The sequence below is a fragment of the Vibrio sabulosilitoris genome, assembly GCF_055391395.1.
On record NZ_AP029599.1, the window covers coordinates 2,339,930 to 2,357,103 of the forward strand.

12 protein-coding genes and 2 pseudogenes are annotated in these 17,174 nt (G+C 47.4%); 5 read left to right on the forward strand and 9 right to left on the reverse strand.

Features of this window, described 5'->3' with window-relative positions:
* Positions 1-405: 405 nt before the first annotated feature.
* Positions 406-1,815 (forward strand): annotated as a pseudogene (ltrA, locus tag ACZ5R2_RS11070) (group II intron reverse transcriptase/maturase); the annotation flags it as partial.
* A 260-nt stretch (positions 1,816-2,075) separates the two neighbouring features.
* Here the strand turns inward: ltrA and ACZ5R2_RS11075 are convergent.
* Together ACZ5R2_RS11075 and ACZ5R2_RS11080 are read right to left on the reverse strand one after the other, a co-directional pair.
* On the reverse strand, positions 2,076-3,833 hold the full coding sequence (locus ACZ5R2_RS11075; RefSeq protein ID WP_464899435.1) for a DUF1501 domain-containing protein: 1,758 nt from the start codon (positions 3,831-3,833) through the stop codon (positions 2,076-2,078).
* Positions 3,834-3,839: 6 nt separating this feature from the next.
* The gene (locus ACZ5R2_RS11080) at positions 3,840-5,318 is read right to left on the reverse strand and encodes a DUF1800 family protein (RefSeq protein WP_464899436.1); all 1,479 of its coding nucleotides are present in this window, start codon (positions 5,316-5,318) and stop codon (positions 3,840-3,842) included.
* Positions 5,319-5,744: 426 nt separating this feature from the next.
* On the opposite strand from ACZ5R2_RS11080, the gene ACZ5R2_RS11085 reads away from it, so the two are divergent.
* Positions 5,745-6,077, forward strand: a complete 333-nt coding sequence (locus tag ACZ5R2_RS11085) for a VPA0510 family protein (protein WP_464899437.1) — start codon at positions 5,745-5,747, stop codon at positions 6,075-6,077.
* Positions 6,078-6,107: 30 nt separating this feature from the next.
* Here the strand turns inward: ACZ5R2_RS11085 and ggt are convergent, their stop codons facing one another.
* From ggt to ACZ5R2_RS11105, 4 genes are all read right to left on the reverse strand, one after another.
* Complete coding sequence (gene ggt / locus ACZ5R2_RS11090; protein WP_464899438.1) at positions 6,108-7,850, reverse strand: gamma-glutamyltransferase; 1,743 nt, start codon at positions 7,848-7,850, stop codon at positions 6,108-6,110.
* 53 nt (positions 7,851-7,903) lie between these two features.
* Positions 7,904-8,044 (reverse strand): entericidin EcnAB, encoded by a 141-nt coding sequence (locus tag ACZ5R2_RS11095; protein WP_464899439.1) that lies wholly within the window; start codon positions 8,042-8,044, stop codon positions 7,904-7,906.
* Between the two features lie 150 nt (positions 8,045-8,194).
* On the reverse strand, positions 8,195-8,626 hold the full coding sequence (locus ACZ5R2_RS11100) for a MarR family winged helix-turn-helix transcriptional regulator (protein ID WP_464899440.1): 432 nt from the start codon (positions 8,624-8,626) through the stop codon (positions 8,195-8,197).
* Between the two features lie 116 nt (positions 8,627-8,742).
* Positions 8,743-9,693 carry an alpha/beta hydrolase gene (locus ACZ5R2_RS11105; protein WP_464899441.1) on the reverse strand — a complete coding sequence of 317 codons (951 nt, stop codon included), beginning with the start codon at positions 9,691-9,693 and terminating at the stop codon, positions 8,743-8,745.
* Between the two features lie 342 nt (positions 9,694-10,035).
* On the opposite strand from ACZ5R2_RS11105, the gene ACZ5R2_RS11110 reads away from it, so the two are divergent.
* Complete coding sequence (locus ACZ5R2_RS11110) at positions 10,036-10,887, forward strand: hypothetical protein (protein ID WP_464899442.1); 852 nt, start codon at positions 10,036-10,038, stop codon at positions 10,885-10,887.
* Between the two features lie 251 nt (positions 10,888-11,138).
* Positions 11,139-11,867: a type IV pilus biogenesis/stability protein PilW gene (pilW, locus tag ACZ5R2_RS11115; RefSeq protein WP_464899443.1), complete on the forward strand. Its 729-nt coding sequence runs from the start codon at positions 11,139-11,141 to the stop codon at positions 11,865-11,867.
* Positions 11,868-11,901: 34 nt separating this feature from the next.
* On the opposite strand, the gene ACZ5R2_RS11120 is transcribed toward pilW, so the two are convergent.
* Complete coding sequence (locus ACZ5R2_RS11120; protein WP_464899444.1) at positions 11,902-12,324, reverse strand: globin family protein; 423 nt, start codon at positions 12,322-12,324, stop codon at positions 11,902-11,904.
* A 188-nt stretch (positions 12,325-12,512) separates the two neighbouring features.
* On the opposite strand from ACZ5R2_RS11120, the gene ACZ5R2_RS11125 reads away from it, so the two are divergent.
* Positions 12,513-12,959, forward strand: coding sequence for a PAS domain-containing protein (locus tag ACZ5R2_RS11125; RefSeq protein ID WP_464899445.1), 447 nt, complete (start codon positions 12,513-12,515; stop codon positions 12,957-12,959).
* Positions 12,960-13,138: 179 nt separating this feature from the next.
* Here ACZ5R2_RS11125 and ovoA read toward each other — a convergent pair whose 3' ends face one another.
* Both ovoA and ACZ5R2_RS11135 read right to left on the reverse strand, forming a co-directional pair.
* Complete coding sequence (gene ovoA / locus ACZ5R2_RS11130; RefSeq protein WP_464899446.1) at positions 13,139-15,256, reverse strand: 5-histidylcysteine sulfoxide synthase; 2,118 nt, start codon at positions 15,254-15,256, stop codon at positions 13,139-13,141.
* 385 nt (positions 15,257-15,641) lie between these two features.
* A pseudogene (locus tag ACZ5R2_RS11135) lies at positions 15,642-17,000 on the reverse strand (aldehyde dehydrogenase family protein); the annotation flags it as partial.
* Positions 17,001-17,174: the final 174 nt, after the last annotated feature.

Sequence of the window (17,174 nt, forward strand, 5' to 3'; positions counted from 1 at the left end):
TGACTCACACTCTATTGCGAATGAATGAGTGTGAGTCAATCAATAAGAGGATTTGCATTACCTCTTGTTATCCGCTTGAAGCTAATTTATTAAAATCACTGACTCGTTTTTGTCCGTGCGACGTGAAGTCGCATGAAGCGCTGTTCACCGCGATAAGAGTGAACCGTTTGTATCACCAGACGACCCTAAGGCTCTGAATAAAGCAGCGAGCCTGACAATGTAACGAAGTTTGGCACTATGCCAAACGGGAGCAGAACCGTGAGAGGATGCTCCTCCTGATAACCACGAATTGGGTGAGTGCCAGGGAATCAGTATGATGAATGAAAGTGAATCCATGTAAGGTGCGTTATGCGTGAAGCAGCGGAAGTGGTTAATACGCTGTAGCCAAACGGCGAAGGGAGTAGGAAAGAGGTTGAGCGTCATGTGTTAAGGCTCCAGATGCGCATTGCAAAAGCAATCCGAGAAGGTAAACACGGTAAGGCGAAAGCACTGCAGTGGATACTGACTCACTCGAAAGCAGCAAAGCTTCTTGCTGTTCGTCGAGTATCACAAAACAAAGGCAGTAAAACGCCAGGAATTGACGGCGACATCTGGAACACCGACGCACGTCGAATGGCGGCAGTCAGTTTACTGAGCAGAAAAGGCTATCGAGCCAAACCGCTCAGAAGGATCTATATCCCGAAGAAAAACGGCAAGCTCAGACCATTAGGTATCCCGTGCATGATAGACCGTGCGCAACAAGCGTTACACCTTCTAGCACTAGAACCAATATCTGAAACAATTGCCGACCCTAACAGCTATGGGTTTAGACCCAATCGAAGCGCAGCCGATGCAATACAACAGTGCTTCAAATGTCTATGCAAAAAGGGAGCTGCACAATGGGTTTTTGAGGGGGATATCAAAGCTTGTTTCGACAAGATAGGTCACCAATGGCTACTTGATAATATCCCGACAGACAAAAGGATGCTCAAGCAATGGCTGGAATGTGGCTATATAGACAAAGGTCTCTTCTACAAAACGGCGGAGGGAACACCACAGGGCGGGATAATTTCACCCACCCTGATGTTGCTCACTCTTGTCGGACTAGAGAAGTTAACTAAGTCTATCGCTCGCAAAACAGGCAGCAGAGCAAACTTTATAGGTTATGCTGACGATTTTGTTATTACTGGGTCTTCAAAGGAAGTCCTTGTAAATTACATTAAGCCGCAACTGATGGCTTTCTTACAAGAAAGAGGTTTAACACTTTCTGAAGAGAAAACGCATGTTACTCATATTAATGATGGCTTTGACTTTCTTGGCTTTAACGCCAGAAAGTACAAAGGGAAACTGCTCATTAAACCGAGCAAATCCAACGTATTATCATTCTTACGAAATATGCGTGACCTTATTAGAAAACACGCAACAGTCCCAGTAGCCGATCTCATCAAGATGATCAATCCGAAACTACGAGGGTGGGCGAATTACTATCGCCATTGTGTTGCTAAACAAACCTTCGGCTATGTTGGCCATCAGATGTTTCTCGCGTTATGGCGATGGTCAGTCAGACGACATCCAACCAAGGGGCGCAAGTGGATCGCTCATAAGTACTTTCTAAACTACCAAGGGCATTGGATTTTCCATGGCTGGTTTAAAAAGGATGGACTGTATGGAGTGATCCGGCTGTTTCAAATCGCTCAAGTGCCGATTAAGCGACATGTTAAAATCATGAGTCAGGCGAACCCGTTCGATCCTTTTTGGGAAGGTTTTCTCAATGAACGTAAGGTGAAAAACACAGGTCGCAACTCATGGTTTGATCCTGTCGCCACGGCTTTGTGAGTTGCTGGGTAACAATAACGCCTTAGTGGAGGCTTGAGCCGTATGCAGTGAAAGTTGCACGTACGGTTCTTAGGAGGGCGGCATCTGGTAACAGGTGTCGCCTATCCGACAAAACTTTGCTGGTCGGCACCTTGACGGTTTTCGCCCTCACTCAGATAGCGGGCTAGATCAAACCGCTCAGGTGTCCCCAAACCCGCTTTCCCTGGAAAGCTGCGAAGAACCTAAAAAAGCCGACATCATTGCCGGCTTATGTTGATTAATTAGCGACCCCACACCTCAATATGGCGGAAGTTGTTCCAATCACGTAAATGCGCCAGGCTATCTGTGTTGCCTTGACATACAAATCGTACATAGCGCGCTTGAATCGAGCCCAGTGAGTACTTCACCATATTATCACTGTCGCCATCGGTGGAGACACTCATCACATGCTCAAAGTTGCTTCCATCACTGCTTACCTGAATATCCATAAAGTAGCGACGCTCATGACCTTTGTCCTGTGCAAAGCGCACTGAATGCAGCGTGGCCAAGTTGGCAAGTGTCAGTGTATAGGTCACATTCTGACCTTTCGCCGACCACTTGGTGGCAAGATTGCCATCAATCGCATGCTCAATCTTGTCTATCCCATTTGGGTTTACCGCACTGGCATTGGCAGAAACGATAGTCAGTTTGCTATCAACTGCGTCGTCACAACTACGGAAAATTGGCAGTGACTTAACCGTAAACTCTTTCAACGATGGGAAAAGTACCTCAATACCCGAGTCTCGCACGCCGACCCACTTGAGCAGTGACGCATGGAATAAGTCGACACTCATTGATGGGATCACTCGCCCACGGCTGAGCAATTCATCACTGCCATTAGCAAGGTTTGGCCATTGACCCAACACGCGCTCGCCTAGCACATCTCCCCCAAGTACCATCTGGCAGTTACCCCACCCGTGGTCGGTGCCTGAGCCATTTGGCTCTAAAGTGCGGCCAAACTCAGAGAAGGTAAAGCTGGTCACTGAGTCGGATAAGCCCAACTCTTCCAAGCGCTGGTGGAAAACCGAAAGCTGAGATGCCAAGGTGCGCAATAGTGCACCTTGCTCTTTGCTTTGCGACGCATGAGTATCAAAACCGCCCATGCTGACAGAGAAGAACTGCACCGGGTGGTTAAATTCATCGCGCGCGTTAAGCAGCAACAATACCACGCGCAATTGTTTACCCAGCGATGTACCTAGGTCAAATCCGTAGTCATTCTCATCTTCAAAAATAATCTCGAACTCTGAGTACATCTCTTTCGCGTCCGCACACAGCTCAGCATAGTACTCTTTAAACAAAGAGCCTTTGGTCATGCTGCTATCGCGAAACGCTTGATAGAGAAACTCACCCTGCTCGTGTAATGCCATAGGTGCTGGCAGCGAGGTGCCGATACGGTTGGCCGATTTTGGTAAGCTGTTCGTCCAGATGGTCTGTGAGCCAACTTCAAACAGAGGCGGTAGCTCTTGAAGACTAAATAAGTTATCCAACAACTCAGCCGACAGACCGCCCCAACCTTGATCGCTGATCTGCAGACCAGTGCGAGTTTGGGTAACCGCACTTTGATGGCTGTGTGAGTAGATATGCACCGGCTCAAGCTGTTTAACATCGCTCACCACAGTTGGATCGCGCATCAGTGGACCAACATTAACTACAGGCAGTGCCTTGCCCTGATCAAACAGCCACTTTAATTCCTCTAGCTCCGGCGACAGGCCGAGCTCTAAGCCCGCATCGCTGAGCCCAAGATCCAGCACTTGATCGCGTCCAAATGCCAAGCTTGTTCTCAGTGCCTGATAGTCTTCATAGTGACCGGCACCTTTAGGAATAAAACAGTTAAACCCATCATTACCGCCACCAAGATTGATGCCCACCAGCGCCTTATGGGGCTTATCCCCACCACAGGTGTTATCAAAAGCGTGAGCCAAAGGAGAGGATAGGTTCAGTGCGGCTACACCAGCCCCGGATAAGCCACTTTTTAGAAAGTTACGTCTAGAAATCTTCATTATCCTTTACCCCTGAGTCATGAATTCTGGTGACATAAGTAGTTGAATGATCAATGCGCGCAGATGACCATTGTTACGAGGCGTCCCTGCTAGGAACTCCCTAATAATCTCTTTCATCGCATCGCTCATATTGGATGCAAACAGATGCAGATCAAGCTCCTCGATCAGTTGCTCATCATTCTGTGTTTCAAAGAAGTGACGGGTAAAGCTCGAACGATTCATATAAGTTTGTGCGTTCTCGCTCTCTAGACGCACCGCGAGATCAGACACTTGACGGAAGTAGTGGTGCACATCATCCCAGTTGTAGATTTTAAACTCAGGCGCAGCTAGGCCGACGAAACGCTCATCACTTGGCGCTTCATGGGGTTTGTAGTAGTAAAACACACTCGGGCCATTCATAGGCAAGCGACGATTATGCCATGCAAACGCATTTGGCAAGATATTGTTGCCCGGCTTTAATGTCAGGTTAAGCGCTCTAAAAGCGTGAGAGAGAGTGATAAGAGGATCACGGACCAGTCCATCTTCTTCATCATTGCGTGAGTAGTCTGCTTCAGGGTCTGACAAGATGGCATTGATCAGTGTGACCATCTCTAGACCGCTGTTGCGAAACGCATTCGCAACTCGATATATGTAATCTGCCGATGGATTGGATGTGACCATCTTCTGAATAAAGAACTTGGCGATAAATGGCGCAATGTTGTCGTGCTCACACAGGATATCTAATAATTGATCAAGGTCTTGCTCAGCGCTTGCACCTGCCGGGAAATCGTGGCCAAGAATGGTCTTTGCTTCAGTGTTGTGGGCGCCATCTTTTTCGCGCATGGCGACGTCCCAACGATCATTGTGCAAGCCCCAACCGGTCATCACTTTAGCACCTTGCTCGATATCCTCTTGGCTGTATGACAACACCGGGCGACCGTCTTCAGTCACGACACTGCCATCCATTCTCAGCATGGCTGGGCCGATCGAGAAAAGCTGCATCAATTCGCGAGCGAAGTTCTCATCAGGTGCCACTCCCTCCACCGCATCGTTATCCAAATAGGTCAGGTATTGCCCCATGACTGGCGAAGTGGACATCACCTTAAGCAAGTCTCGAAAGTTGCCAAAACACACCTTGGCAAGCTCATCGTAGTAATGTGAGAAAGCGATACGGCGGTAATTTTGAGATAAGCCTGGTGCATTATTACTGACGACGAACAGTTGAGTTAAGACGTAGGTTATGCGCTGGCGCAACAGATCGTTACGCTTGATTAGCATATCCGTATAGCCAATATTGAAGTGAACGTCACTCCAATGCTCTTGTTCGTGCGCGCTCTCTGTTAACTGATGGAAATTTGCCAACGATGAGCGTCCGACCGCAATTTGATCGTCAACCCACTGGGTGATACTGCCCGCCTGATGCACTTTCTCTACATCGTTGCTTTTAAAGCCCATAGTGGCTTGCAACAACATCTGATGCACGCGTCTGCTATCTAATACTCGCATACGATTTCCTTGCTAACTATATATTTCGCCGCGAAATATACTGAGGAAAGTCGCACTGTTGTTGATGGGCTTATAGATTTGGAACCATGCTTTAAGTCTTACTAACAATGACTCAAATTGACTGTCAGCCTGTTGATGACCAAATCGATAACGCGTTAAATCAACACTTGGTAAAATATGTGCAAAAAAGTCGTGCAATAGAAGTGTGCTCTTATCTTGACCAGGATCGTCGTAAAAATAACTTACTGAGAGACAGTATGACACGCCTGATGTATGACAAAATATTTCAAGGGGTAACCTTACGTTAATCTCTGACATTTCCAATTGGCTACTGTCCTGAACATAACACGCCCTGACCGGAAGCTAACACCTTATTCGAGCCAGGCAGTTAACTTCTTAGCACACGATTTTTCAGGACATAACAAAATGAAGAACATAACCCTAACCCTTTTTATTGCCGTTTTAGTGACACTGTTTAGCGTCGAGAGCTACGCTAAACCGCCACACCATGGGCATGGTCATAAGCACGCACACAAACATGGGTACAAGCACGGGCACAAGAAAGGTCACAAAAAAGTCGTCGTGGTGAAGAAGCATCGCCCGTCACCGAAAAAGCGCCCTAAGCATAAATACTACCACTACAAAAAAATGCCACGTCACACCACTTACATTAAGATCGGTAAGTTTACCTACGCCCAAGTAGGTGGCCATTATTATCAGCGTCGTGGCGATCGCTACGTCAATGTCATTATCAAATAAGCTTTTCGCTTTGGGGGAGTATAATTTTGACTACTCCCCAAGCACTATCCCTTCCCTGCGAGAATCTGCGCCGCCAAGCATGATGTTATCGCCAAACACAACGCCGTGTAAGCCTGAGTTAAGATCCCTTACTTGCACCTCAAAGCCCATCGCTTGTAAAGGCTGTTGCATTTGCTCCGCCTCAGTGCCAGCCTCTAGGTCAAATGTGCCAAATCTATTTACCATGTTGGGCAATTCGATCGCCTGTTGAATATCCATCCCCCAGTCGATATGAGCGATCAAAGCTTTGACGACATAACCAATAATTTGCGAGCCACCTGGCGAGCCGATTGCCATATACGGCTTACCGTCTTTCATCACTATCGTCGGTGCCATGGAGGAACGCGGACGCTTGCCCGGCTCCACTCGGTTGGCTATCGGATAGCCCTGTGCATGGGACACAAATGAGAAATCCGTCAATTGATTGTTGAGCAAGAAGCCATTGCTCATCACCCTTGAACCAAACCCATTTTCGATTGTGCTAGTCATCGACACTATGTTGCCATACTGGTCCACAATAACCATATGCGTTGTGCTCGGCAGCTCAATTGAGTCATCGTCGGCAAGGGCTATTTCTTGGCTCCATCGCGGCTCGCCCGGTGAAACAGACGAGAGTGCCTGACCTTTAGTGATAAATGCAGCACGTTTAGCAAGATAGTCAGCATCGAGTAGCCCTTCCGGCATCGGGACATAATCCGTATCTGCGATATACCGTCCGCGGTCAGCAAAAGCCAAACGTGACGCATCACCAATAATTTGCCAAGCAACCGGACTGTTTGCCCCCAGAGCGCTTAAGTCAAAATGACTGACCATCCCTAGGATTTGACCGACCGTCAGCGCTCCTGAGCTCGGTGGCCCCATCCCACAAATCTGGTACTCTCGGTAAGGCGCACACACCGGGTCTCGTTCAACCACGCGGTAGATAGAAAAATCATCCTTGCTCAACACGCCCGGATTGTCAGTAATGTTGGTGACCTTGTTGACAATATCAGTGGCGATTTGCCCTTGATAAAACGCTGCGTCACCATATTTTGCAATCTGCTCAAGTGTCACAGCGTACTCAAGATTGGTAAGTCTTTCGCCCTGAGCAACTGGATTGCCATCTGGGGTGAAGAAATAGGCCTGCGTGTCAGGATAACGCTTGAGGCGCGCCTCATCGCGGGCTATCGCAGAGGCCAGGCGCTCAGAGACAATAAAACCTTGTTGGGCCAGCGCAATAGCGGGTTGATGCAGCTCAGACCATGATTGCTTACCGTATTTGCGGTGAATCGTAGCCAATAGTTTTACGGTAGCAGGCGTCGCAACCGATCGCCCACCCACGACGGCGTCAAAGAACTTGACTGGTTGTCCATTCGCGTCTTGGAAAAGACTAGGGGTCGCTGCGAGAGGAGCGGTCTCACGCCCATCATAGGTGGTCAGGCTTTGGCTGGCAGCATCGTAATAGACTAAAAAGCCCCCTCCACCTAAACCAGAGGATTGTGGCTCAACCAATCCGAGTACTGTCTGTACAACCACTGCAGCATCGGCAGCTGTGCCTCCACGCTTCAGCACTTTGGCACCGGCGCTGACTGCAACGGGATTAGCCGCAGTCAGTATGTATTTGTTGGCCGATACCGCTTGTTTGCTGACAATCTGACTGGTGAATTCTGGTGCCACATGGTCAGCGACTTGCTCACTCGCAAAGACACTGACTGTGAACAACGAGAGGCTAACTAAACTCATCTTGTTGCGCATAACTTGCTCCCTGTGTACGGTGACAATGTGATAGAGAATTCAACCGGTAAGATCTAATCCGGCTCGGTGGCCTCGTGGATTGCGCCTTTGGTGTCATTCCAAATCGTCGAGCTGTCTTCCTTAACCCCTTTCCAGGTTTGTGAGCAACCGCCGACAAAAAGCCCTAACATGAGTAATAAACATATTCTATCCATGACCTTTCCCTCTCACTGACGCGTCCTATCCTGACACGTGGTTCATTTGAACAGTGTAGACTCAATTTCACCTTGGAGTCATGGTCTGAATGCCAAGGCAATCACAAAAATATCATGAACTTATAGGTTGATAGCTCCAACTTATTAGCGTTATTTTCGTCTGCTAAGATTGCTTGTCATCTGCTTAGACACTGCCTGAAAGAGCGCTATTTCTTGTTCACTCAACCCCTGACACATGGTTTCAAGCATACCAATATCGAGGCGCTTAATTTGCTCGATAATCGCCTGACCCTTATCAGTGAGCACCAATCTTTGGCTACGTTTGTCCTCTGGGTTCGGCTGTTTGGCAATCATTTGCTGTTCGATAAGCGGCTTTAACATCCTAGTAACCTGTGCCTTATCTCGTTGAAGAAAATTGGCGATATCTATCGCCGTACACCCCTTGTTGCGTGACAGAATCTTCATCACCCTAACCTGCATTGGCGCTAAGGGAATATCGATATTTTCAATCTGCTCATGCATAAAACGCTTGAGTGAATGTACTAAGTTAAACACGCTATCCAGTGTTTTATTGTCGACCATGCTAATCCTAATATTGTCGTTGACGTTATCAATTATATTGTTGATAGTATCAACGAGGTGCTTAACAAAAACAAGTGAGCGCTTTTCAGGTAAGATCAACGCATTGCCCGAGTCAGTTAGTCTTCTTTATTGAGCATCAAAATATAATCTACCATCACCTCTGTCAGCTGCTGTGATGAAGAGGGCGAGAGGATATCGCCGCCAAGCACATGCTGCATTGGATCCGTTGAAGCGACAAAACTTATCATACGATTAGCACGGTTACTCAGTCGCTCGACATGGGTTTGAATCTGTTTCACGTCCACCACTCGGTCCTTTGGAGAATAGATGGTTAGTACAGGCACCTCGACATCCATCATTTGATGTCGAGTCGTTTCGACTACCCCCATCATAGTGACCAATGAGCGTGAGTGGTACTTCTCTGTCCAGTATTGGGCTTGTTGCGCGTTATGCGGCTTGAACTCACGATATTCTCCCACCACGAGCCGCGCCAAGTATTCGCCCCACGGCAGGAGTAGTAACTCGCTGTTGGTATCAGCCGGTCCAAAGTTTGGGGAGACAAGGACTATCGCTTCTAGGGACGCAGCACACCAATTCTGACTGCCTAGCCAAGCCGCTAATGTGCCACCTGTGGACGTTCCCATCAATATGACCTTGTCCCCCAACTGCTTAGCAACATAGCAGGCCTCAGCGGCATCTGTTAACCAATCTTGAGTTTGCGGCTCAGCCATCGCATCAGCGTCAAGGCCATGACCTTTTAATCGAGTGAGTAGTAGATTGGCCCCTAATTGCTGAGCTACCATCTGTGGCACTGGAGCCAAGTCTTGATGTGAAGAGGAAAAGCCATGAAGGTACACCAGCGCATACTGGGTCCTGTCACCCGGTTGTTGATACCACCGGATAGATTTTTCGGTGCCAGCAACGATACCTGAAATCGAGTGTTCACTGATGAGATACTCTTGTGCCGTGATCGCAGGCTGATCGATATGATGCTCTGTAACAACGCGAGGGCCAAAACTGATCATCCCCGCTAGGATCACAAACACAACCAAGATGCGATTTTTCATTGCCCTTTCCTGTCTATATCTCAACGCGCAAATAATAATCTAACATTAGCTCAATGATTTTGAGGTGATTCATCTACAAAAAACCACACAGCACCCCGTCAAGTAACATTCCCAAACAAAATTCCCAACTGACCGTCAGTCAAGGGATTGCATTAATGCACTGAGAGTGCAATTATTCCTGTATACCCAAGTCACCTCAAGATGCAGTTTCTGTGAGATTTATTTGGGTGTATTGTGCATTTTGACTGCGATCGGATAGACACAGTCAATTGCCTGATTTCGGGTGTCACTGTCCAACTGTGACTTCCGAAATAAGGTTTTATATTGGTAAGGTACATATAAATGCAATCTCGCATAATCGAGGCAGGAAGTGGTCGCCATCGTATTGCGCCATCGAGTATTCCTCGAGCAAGCAAAGCGACAACGGAGCTACTACAGCAGCAATTACACACTGAGTACAGCTTGTTTCAAGAGAGTGACTACGTACACAAACGAGCCTTGGCAGCCCAAGACACTTATCGGGTTAACTGTGAGTTCACCTTGGTCCAAGTTATCAGTAAGAATATTACCAGTAATTTAGCCGACTATATTCGGGCGCTAGAGCATTGTGAACACCATACTCAAAGGTGTAATAATAATCGACAGAAGGCCGAGGGGTTGACCGGTACAATAGTGGGTCGCTTACCCAACGGTGAAGAATATACCTTTATTCTGTGCGATCGAATTATTCGTCAAGTCTCTCGTGGTGATTGGCTCGCGCTGGCGATCAGTAATTTGCAGTACTCAACCTCTTCATGCCTTTACTTTAACGAATACGCCTACAACATCACCAAAGATAGTGAGATCACGCTTGACGGGTCCCTCCTCAATTTTTGTGACCACAACAACCCGAGCATGACATCATGGCGCATTTGGTCACTAGTTTTAGGCTCAAGCTATCTCGCCCTCGCCTTGGTAAAACCTGACATCGTATTTATTCCTACTTATACATTTATCGCCCTCACGATTTGGTCTATCTGTAATGGTATGTGGAATTATCGCCGCAACCGTCAGAGAAGAGCCAAAATTCTTGCTCCCCTTCACCAACTAACACTTAAGCTCAAACGTAATAAGGCTAAAATTACCCAGCAGTTAGAGACTATCTCAAACGCTCTCGGCAATGTCAGTCAACAGGACTCTTCTATGCCTGAGTAGCTCAGTTTGCTCCCCAGCATGACAATGACATTTACCTTAATTGACATCCCGCACGGCAATCGTCCCGCTGAGGCCTTTAATGCCTTTGCCTGTAGATCTTTTACACCATAGGTCGCTTTAGCGCGCATTAGAATCGGATAAATTTGGTTTGCCTCGCAACTTCATCAGTAAACGAATAGTCCACTGTGTACCTTAACTAGACTGGTTGGTAGCAAATTATGTCAATCAGATTCAGCTAAGGGAGACGACGATTGAACACCCTACGAATAATTTTACTCACGATACCCTTTTCGCTATCGGCTTGTGCGACAACCGACCGTTACGCTGTTAATCAATCAACTCCTGTTAAGCATGAACAGGCTGATGCCCGTATTGCATTGGGACTGAGCTATATTCGCCAACGACAAATGCCAAAAGCACAATACAACCTCTCTTTAGCCATTGAGCATGCCCCCGATTACTACAAAGCACAACTCGCGCTCGCCTATTATTTTGAGCAAGTCAATGAGCCCCTTCAAGCACAAGCCCTCTACCATCGCGCACTTAAGATACACCCCAATAATGGTTATGTACTTAACAACTACGCAAGTTATCTGTGTCGATATGGCGAGTATAGGCAAGCACAGGAGTTATTGGAGCAAGCATTGGCCACTTCAGCGTATCCGGCCACGGTTGTGACACTTGAGAATGCTGCGTTATGTTCACTGAAAGCCGGAGATCAAACCCAGGCTAGGCACTACTTTCAGCGTGTGTTTGATCATGACCCTAGTCGAATTGACGCAGCCCTACAGTTAGCCAAACTCGATATCGAGTCAGGAGAGCTATCGCTGGCTCGACAACGGTTACTTCCTGTATACCGACTCCAACCTCAACATCGTGATACGTTAGCGCTATTAGTAGAACTAGAAACCCATGATAACAATCAAGCCATGAGGCAATATTATCAATCAAAGCTTGACCGACTTAGACCAAGTCAATGACAAATGAACTCAATTAGGAAGGATGAGTGCATTGTTAATCCCTCCCATTGCCCTCCACCGGCATACACTGGTTCTTCAGGCTTTCAAGACCAAAAGCAAGGGTGTCTTTCCATGCTGCGGCTATTTGCTCATTAAATAGCGGATCGGTATCTTCAACAGCAAGCAGTAAGCAATGAAGCCAAATATCAATATCTCCGGGCGTCAATCTTATGCCGCGCTCATCGTGCCGATGTGCCAGTTGCTTGACTAACAAACTCACTGGAGGATTTTCATCGGCATTACTTAGCATCAACATTGCCGCATTCAACATCTTGATTTGCTCGCCCATATCGGTAGCACTAAACATCTTTTTTAATCTTGGTTCGACGCTCATAAATAAATGGTAAAAGCGGACAAAAAACTCTGAGTCTGCTCGGCAACGTTCAAAACTCAATTCAAACATTTCTCGACTATCCATTTGACTTCCTTATCAATTATCGAATTCATATCCATAGCTCTGATTTGACTTAAGTTTAGGAAAGAAACCCCTCGTTAACGTCATTTTCCTCGCTGTAAATTTAACTTTCATATTGAGTTTAAGTTGGGTAAAGCCTTTTCTGTGTCCTAGCATGCTGTTATTAGCACACACATCACTTGGAGACCTCAATGATGTCAGATTCCGAATTAGAATGTTTCTCTGAAGTCTTACCCAATCTCTTTTCCGGGGCGCCGTGGGAATTAAATTGGGAAAATAAACAGTTCACCTTGATGGGACCGATGATCGAGCAGATTCTTGGCTGGCCAAGCCAATCCTGGGTCGATGTCTACAGTTGGGCTGAACGAATTCACCCAGATGAGAGAGAACAAGTCGTGGATTTTTGTACTAGTCAATCACTGTTTGGCATCGACCACGAGGCAACGTTCCGCGCACTCGCTGATGACGGCAGCTATCGATGGATTCGGGATATTGTTCATGTTAATCGCCGTGATGGGGAAACAGAAAAGTTGATGGGGTTTATTTTCGATGTCACGGAAGAGCCCGATGTTAAATTTGAACTCAAGGTTTTGAAGAAGTATGCCGATTTTGAGTTTGTCGACTTGCTGTGCAGATAGTCATTGCCAAGCCATATTCTGCTACATAGAGGCTGACCATACGCACTATCTAATTAGGTAGTTAACCTTGGGATACAAAACAGGGCTGGCGAGATTGGCTTCGAAGCGTGACATGTTGTTTTAGGCACACCACAATGCGTTTTGCGCATTGTGGTGTATTTGACAAGCTAGCGAAAGTATCAGCGTTTTTGCCAGATCGACAACTGTGAGATAGTGTGTTGGAATTTGCGTTGAGTTTCGCGGATCACAAACGGTACGTCTATGACACTCACCAACACAAAACTCGGGTGAAGAGCCTCGGTCAAGCCCTCTAGTGTGGTTTGATTCTCGCCGTTGATCTTGATACCCCCTACCCAATTTTGTTTCGGCGTGTACTCCTCAAGCCAAGTATAAGGCGAAGCGATAGCCAAGATGCCGCCCTGGTTAAGCCTCTGGTAAATCAGGTCCAAGAACTTGTGGGGGTCACTCAATCGGTCGATTAAGTTAGCGGCCAAGACGAGGTCATAATCACTAAATTGGGGCTTAAGATTACACGCATCACCTTGGGCAAAGTGGATACGCTCACACTCTGTTTTACCATACCCAAGCTCGTTTAGATTCACCGCTTTAAACTCAACCAAATCACCCTCGGTAGGAATCGTATAGCGAGTATGCCCCCGCTCACTCAAAGCGTAAGCCTGCTGGATAAAGCGCGCAGAGAAATCAATCCCATCGACTTTCTCAAAATGTTTAGCCAATTCAAAACTTGCCCGCCCGACAGAGCATCCAAGGTCGAGCGCCTTGGCTCTATTGGTAAAATTATGCGCTGATAGGATCTGCTCGACCAAACTGACAGAGAAGTTATCAACGTTAAAGTAGCGCTTGCCATAATGAAACTCGAGGTATTGAGAGACCAGCTCATCAGTCTCATACACATTGACCGATTTTTGCGCCTGAGGCTCTTGGTCTGACACCACATAACGCAGGCCCGCATGCTGATAAAAATGGCGGCGGAAGGCGTAGCGTGAGAATTGCTGAGCTTCATTACCCGTTGAGATCCATGACCCGCCCTTGATCAGGTTGTGTTTGCCATCAAACGTCGGCGTTGAGAAGTCATCATAAAGGGGGTGAACGTCAAAACCGTTCAACCCATCGATTGGCGTTTGCGTCCATTGCCAGACATTGCCCACAACATCATACACACCCTGATGTTCGAACTGATCAACAGGAGCGGAAGACGCAAAGTGGTTCAAAGCGATGTTTCCTGGTGCCTGATGCCAATCGACACCATCGCCATCAACGCGTTGGCGCAAGACATACCATTCGCTCTCTGCAGGAAGACGCACCGTTTGGCCAAGCTGCTCCGCTTTCCAGCGGCAAAAAGCTTGTGCTTCGAGTTGATTGACCTCAACCGGCCAATTCATCGGCAGAGGCACCTCTTGGGTCAAATTACGTTGCCAATACTGCCCATCTCGGTAGCGCCAAAATCGCGGCATTTTGGCTTGTGTAAAGTCAAGCCACTGCTGGCCCTCTTCATCCCAATATTTTGCACTCTGGTAGCCTTGCGCCTCAACAAACTGCAAGAACTCTTGATTACTGACCAAGTATTGACTGGTTTGGAACTCGGGCACATGCACATCAAGTTGGCCGAACTCGTTATCCCAGCCATAAGTGTCATCACTCTCAGCCTTGCCAAGCGTTATATCGGCTGCATCAATCGAGACCAACTGATTAATTGGCGCAGGTCCAGAAGTATCGCAGGCTCTCCAAGCATCGTGGCTAACCACTGACTCTAGTGGCAACTGGCGAATGATCACCGACGAGGTCTCAAGATGAATACGCTCATGCTCAATACCCATTAAAATCACCCAAGCGGGGTCGCTTTGCGTTATCGGCAGACTGAGCGGCATGGTGTCGATAACCGTGTTAACGACTTCTCGAACTTGGTCGCGATACTGCCTAACCTCATCAACGCTCGGCCAGTCGTAATTACGCTCATCAAGATCATCCCAAGACATTTCGTCGACCCCAATTGCAAACATTGACTCAAATGCAGGATTGACTCTTTGTGTAATCTGTTGCGCGAGCTTGAGTTTATTAATAAAAAAGCACGCCGTGTGGCCAAAATAAAACACCAACGGATGGCGCAGAGGCTCCGCTTTAACATAGTACGCTTCATCATTCGCGATGGTCTCGAACAAGGACTCGTAGAGGTTATAGGTCTGTTGGAAGTAGGCTTTGATCTCGTCGCGTTTTGCCTGGCAACTATCACCACTAAGGCGGATAGTCGGATGGTACATATGAGTAGGAAGTGCCATTACTGTCGTCCCGTTATCTGGTCGTATAAACAAATGCGCTAAATTACTTCGTATTATCATTAAGTTAGAAGGCTAATAAGCGCTTAGCAAAAAAATATTGCCGCGCTTGTGCTCCCCGCCCAAGATGAATAACGCCTGTTTACGTCCTCGACCAAGACATAGTTCAAAATAACAGTATAGTTTAAAGGGGATTTGAGCCGTGCCACCGCAAACCTAACCAAAGCTGCGGTGACTAAATACGGGCGAGAAGCTGAAGTCAAACTCCTCTCGCCTCTCGCAGCAACGCGATCTCGCTTCTCGCCTCTTGTTTAAACTATCCTTCAGTACCGCTGCGAACGACTTCCTCTTCAATATCGAATGGCGAGTTCGCCACCTGCTGTTGCACTAAGCGCTCCTCGAGTGGTGAGGCAACAATTTTACGATTGATAAGGTGTTTAGGACCGACGTTTTCGGAGATCGAGTTACCACCCCAAGTGCCACAACCCAGTGTCAATGATGGCGGAATAATAGTATTGTAAATCCCACCAATCGCGCCCTGAGATGTTGGGGTGTTAACCAAAATACGCACAGTTTTTAGTTTCTTACCAAAGTAACGTACTCGTTCAGGGTGGGTGTTTTCATTGGTATAAAGGCCCGACGTATGACCAATACCACCGAGTTCTACCATGCCAATTGCCTGGTCGACGGCATCTTCAAAGTTATCGGCTTTAAATAGTCCTAGGGTCGGCGAGAGTTTCTCGTGTGCAAACGCATCGGCAGAACAGACTTTGCCAAGCCCCTCACCAACCAATACTCTTGTCTCAGGTGTAACATCAATGTCTGCCATGCGCGCAATTTGGTAAGCAGATTGGCCAACGACATTTGGATTCAGGTGACCTTCAACGCGTAATACTCCGCGTACCTTCTCTGCTTCATCGGCATCCAGTAGGTAACATTGGTGCTTAGTCAATGCTATCTTAACCTTATCATAAGCGCTCGCTACTACAATAGCCGCCTGCTCTGACGCGCACACCACACCATTGTCAAAGGTTTTCGACTTGATGATTGACTCGACTGCATGCTCAACATCGGCTGACTCATCAATCACAACCGGCACATTACCCGCGCCAACCCCCAGGGCTGGCTTGCCCGATGAGTAAGCCGCCTTCACCATCCCCGGGCCACCAGTGGCGAGAATCAAGCTAATATCTTTGTGCGTCATCAAGGCATTCGACAATTCGAGCGATGGTTGGTCTACCCAGCCAATAATCCCCTCAGGTGCTCCCGCCGCTACCGCTGCTTCGAGCACCACGCGCGCCGCACGATTGGTCGACTCTTTTGCTCTTGGGTGGGGTGAAAAGATGATGCCATTACGCGTTTTTAGAGAAATGAGTGACTTAAAGATGGCGGTTGAGGTTGGGTTGGTGGTTGGGATCACGCCACAAATCACCCCGACAGGATCGGCAATAGTCATCGAGTTGTGAAGCTTGTTCTCTTCGATGATGTCACAGGTTTTTTCATTCTTGTACTGATCGTACACGTACTCAGATGCAAACTGATTCTTAATGATCTTGTCATGGACGATGCCCATTCCAGACTCTTCAACTGCTTGCTCGGCCAAATGTGCACTGGCTTGATACGCTGCTAGCGCCGCAGCGCGAAAAATTTCGTCAACTTGCTGTTGTGTATAGGTAGCGAATTGCTCTTGTGCATGTTTGACCTGTGATACTAGAGCATCGAGCTCTGGAAACTGTGACTGTTGCATAATGACACCTTAAATATACAAAATACCAAACGGTAATACTGATACATTACCAAAATGTAAGGCTATGAAATTAAAGCGAATTTATTGCAAATAAAAGATCTAGATCTCATTTTTTATCGACCATTCACTACACTGAGATGTTGATTCCAAGTTTACGTGATAGATCAAAATATT

Excerpts from the sequence above, each read along its gene's own strand:
- ACZ5R2_RS11075 (WP_464899435.1), bottom strand. The coding sequence starts at position 3,833 with ATGAAGATTTCTAGACGTAACTTTCTAAAAAGTGGCTTATCCGGGGCT.
- ACZ5R2_RS11080 (WP_464899436.1), bottom strand. The coding sequence starts at position 5,318 with ATGCGAGTATTAGATAGCAGACGCGTGCATCAGATGTTGTTGCAAGCC.
- ACZ5R2_RS11085 (WP_464899437.1), top strand. The coding sequence starts at position 5,745 with ATGAAGAACATAACCCTAACCCTTTTTATTGCCGTTTTAGTGACACTG.
- ggt (WP_464899438.1), bottom strand. The coding sequence starts at position 7,850 with ATGCGCAACAAGATGAGTTTAGTTAGCCTCTCGTTGTTCACAGTCAGT.
- ACZ5R2_RS11095 (WP_464899439.1), bottom strand. The coding sequence starts at position 8,044 with ATGGATAGAATATGTTTATTACTCATGTTAGGGCTTTTTGTCGGCGGT.
- ACZ5R2_RS11100 (WP_464899440.1), bottom strand. The coding sequence starts at position 8,626 with ATGGTCGACAATAAAACACTGGATAGCGTGTTTAACTTAGTACATTCA.
- ACZ5R2_RS11105 (WP_464899441.1), bottom strand. The coding sequence starts at position 9,693 with ATGAAAAATCGCATCTTGGTTGTGTTTGTGATCCTAGCGGGGATGATC.
- ACZ5R2_RS11110 (WP_464899442.1), top strand. The coding sequence starts at position 10,036 with ATGCAATCTCGCATAATCGAGGCAGGAAGTGGTCGCCATCGTATTGCG.
- ACZ5R2_RS11120 (WP_464899444.1), bottom strand. The coding sequence starts at position 12,324 with ATGGATAGTCGAGAAATGTTTGAATTGAGTTTTGAACGTTGCCGAGCA.
- ACZ5R2_RS11125 (WP_464899445.1), top strand. The coding sequence starts at position 12,513 with ATGATGTCAGATTCCGAATTAGAATGTTTCTCTGAAGTCTTACCCAAT.
- ovoA (WP_464899446.1), bottom strand. The coding sequence starts at position 15,256 with ATGGCACTTCCTACTCATATGTACCATCCGACTATCCGCCTTAGTGGT.